The following is a 3,466-nucleotide window of genomic DNA, read 5'->3' as shown; positions in this document are numbered from 1 at the left end:
AAAATTTACTTTATTTATATCATCTCCTATATCTAAATTATTATTAGCATAAAGATTAATGTTACTTGAACTTTCCTGAACGATTGAACTATTTAATTTAACATTATTAGCACCACTAATATTAAAGTCTTTACCGCTACTTAGTTTAGTATTAGTAATATTTAAAAATGAAGTATCTTTTGTTCCTAAACTAATTAAATTTACATCTCCTTTTGTAGCCCAAATACTTGAAGCATCAATATTTATACTGTCTTTTGCTTGTATCCCCAAATCATATCGTGCAGACAATGATGATGTTTTATTTATTAAAACATTTCCATCTGTTGCATTTAAATTAACTGATCCATTCCCTCCAATTAAAGCTCCCGCGCCAACTGTAATATTTTTACCATCTAAATAAATATCACCTTTATCCGTACTAAAGTTTCGGACATTGGCTTTAGCAGCAATATTCAAATTACCTTTAGCACTTAAAATTAATGGTGATACTGTCCCAACATCAACCTTGACTTCTTTCGCGGTGATATTCAGATCACTTCCTGAATTAATATTCAGTAAGCCTTTACTACTGATTAAGCCACTGGAAGTGATATTGGCCTCTGCACCTGTTCCTGTGGTCTGGATGTTCAGCATGCCCTGTGTTGGACTGGTCGACTCCATCGTTCCTGAGTGTTGAACTTGTCCTGCTGAGGTCACCACCAGATTATTCACAGCACGTAAGGTTCCTGCGTTGCTTACACCCAGCCCTTTTTCTGTACCCATGATGAAAATGTTATTGGCATACATCCCGCCCAATGCTTTGACATCCACCGCTAAAGCAGGTTTAGCTGCTGTGGATGTTTTATCTGTGACATTCTCCAGATCAGCACTGATGGTATTGGCGCCCGTGATGACATTAATGCCTTGTTTCGCATGCAATTGTGCATTCATTTCCAAAGCACGGGCATAAATATCCACAAATTCTGCGTTATTGTTATTTCCACCTAGACCTAAGTTATTTGCCCCACCATTAATCGTAACTTTCCCTTGATCCACTACAAATTGTTTTAGGCTGCCATCCGCATTCATTTGTGGCTTACCTGTGGTGAGTATGCCTTTATTGGCATTAATAAAACCACCACCATTCACCACGATACCTGACGGATTGGCAATAATCACATCTGCACGTTGCCCGGCAACTTCCAGATTGCCCAAGAATTGTGTTGCAGCTGTTGAGTTGACTTCGTTTAAAATCACCCGTGCTTCACCCGTATTTAAAAAGGGGTTAGCTGCGACATTGCCAACAATGACTGACTTTGCTCCACCACGGCTGTTATTTAAAACTACACCTGGTTGCAGTACATCAAACTGTTTGTAGACGTTGTGTGAGATACCATTTTTTGCAGTCTGGATGTTGACGACAGGTACATTTTGTCCCTGTGCATTTTTTCCGACGCCAACAACTGCACGATTCGCTGCTGCTGCCCCTGGATCTACTTGAATATTGGCATACACAGGAGAAAAAGCCATAAACAGGCTCATTGAAGCCACAATGCTTTTTACCTGCCATAACTGATGAAATGAGGTTGAATCAGTTTCTACGGACAGATTTGTAGCAACTGTTTGACCTGAGGTTTTGCTTTGACTTTTGATGTTCTCAGCCACAGCAATAAACATATTTTTAGCTTTGCTAAAGATAATGCGATAACGATTTTTATTCATTGTAAAGTGCTCAGTAAATGCTTTTGTTTAGTATGAAAAGTTGATGTTAAAACCTGTGACCCATTGTTTTTTAAGCGTATTAGGTGCAACAAGTCCGTGACCAAGAAAGGCATCCAGATAGATACCCTTGTAATAACTGCGGGTGCCAAAGACTCCACCCATGAGATAGCGACTGTTTGGAATACTGTTGCGTCCATTGACCCAGCCCTGGTCAATGCCTGTATAAAATTGGGTTGCTGGAACAGGAGAGTTCCAACTCATTTCTTGTTGTAGGTAATGACCATTGTCTCCCGTCAGTGACATCTCTCCATCAAAGCCACGAACGCTATAACGTCCACCAATAAAGAAACGGTCTGGTCCGACCAGAATTTTAGGGGCATACTGCCCTCGCCAATTCAGGCGATATTGAACAGGATGATCATAAATAGTGAATGGCTGGCTATAGCGAATGTCTGCTGACCAAAGCGGTGCTCTGGCATAGCCTTCTACAGGGAGATGAATTTGATCAAAATAGATTCGTTCTTCTGGTGCTGATTTGGCATTTAATGCACCAGTTCCACGTCGATAATCCAGTGCAAGATCAAGTAGCCCAGTCCCAATATATTGACGATGTTGTAATCCAATATTCCAGCCTGTGGTGGTTCTATTTTGAGAGTTGGATAAACTGATTCCACCATAGGTATTTCGGGTGGTTTTATGATAGGCCTTGGTATAGATACTGGTTTTGTATTGTGAGCCCCGACTCAATAAACGCGATAACGTGACATTTGTTTGACGTGTTTTCCCTTTATAGGTGATGGGTGGTCCATTATAACCAGGTGTATTCTGTTCAAAAGTATATTCATTAAAACTCGTGGAAAATTCATAGTTTTTAAACGGCACAGAATAGTTAATGTAATAGCTTTGATTACGATCTTTATGCCAGTCATCCAGAGAGTGGCTCAGATTAATATTCAATGAGTCATTTAAATGCAGCGGATTGTTTATACCGATTCCGATATTGCCCAGATAACGTCCTGTACTTTTATAACCTGAGTTATCTGCCCCAATGCTTAAATTGATTTTTTGATATGGACGTGAACTGATGACCAGATCACTATAACCAGGCAGTTCCTGACCATCGGCAGATACGGCAGGTTCAATTTTGATATCAACATCGCGACCTGAACTCCGTTTTAGATTTTCTAAACCCTGATCAATATGCTTCAGATTTAAGATTTCTCCTTTTGAAACTGGTAATGCTGCAAATATTTCCAGTTTGGATACCGATTGGTCTTTTGAAATAACCTGATGAATTCGCCCCAAAGATAAATTTAAAACCAACTGCCCTTGATTTAAATCTTGTGGATTGACCACAATCTGGCTGGTGATATACCCCTGTTTAATCAGTTCATTTTGGGCATAACGGACTATGTTTTGTAAACTCTGGGTACCAATACATTGCCCAACAATCAGACCTTCTTGATTTAATGGATAGAATAAAAAATTAAATTTATCTTTAACTTGCTGTTGTAACGGATCATTGATAATGAATTTCAACTGTTGGATTTCAAAACAAGGAGTTTCAGAAACAATTAAATTTTTTAAAGTAGTTTTTTCAGTTTTTTGTTGCGGCTTTAACAGGGTATTTTCATCAAAAAGTTGTTTTTCCAGATCATTGATACGCTGATCTTGACGAGCATTTTGTTGAATCGANGGATCTTCTAAGGCATAGCAAAAAGAAGAAATAATCGCACAACCACTAATGAGGAGATATTTACAATTC

2 protein-coding genes are annotated in these 3,466 nt (G+C 38.9%); both read right to left on the bottom strand.

Annotated elements, in window-relative coordinates; genetic code table 11:
• Positions 1 to 1,701, bottom strand: a 1,701-nt coding sequence (locus KPC_RS18490) for a two-partner secretion domain-containing protein (RefSeq protein ID WP_121975797.1), incomplete at its 3' end; no start/stop codon positions are given.
• Positions 1,702 to 1,728: 27 nt separating this feature from the next.
• Positions 1,729 to 3,432 carry a ShlB/FhaC/HecB family hemolysin secretion/activation protein gene (locus tag KPC_RS18485; RefSeq protein ID WP_228212328.1) on the bottom strand — a complete coding sequence of 568 codons (1,704 nt, stop codon included), beginning with the start codon at positions 3,430 to 3,432 and terminating at the stop codon, positions 1,729 to 1,731.
• Positions 3,433 to 3,466: the final 34 nt, after the last annotated feature.

Source organism: Acinetobacter stercoris (assembly GCF_900323515.1).
Classification (GTDB): domain Bacteria; phylum Pseudomonadota; class Gammaproteobacteria; order Pseudomonadales; family Moraxellaceae; genus Acinetobacter; species Acinetobacter stercoris.
Note: the sequence above shows the minus strand (reverse complement) of the source record. Positions and strands in the feature narration are given on the sequence as shown.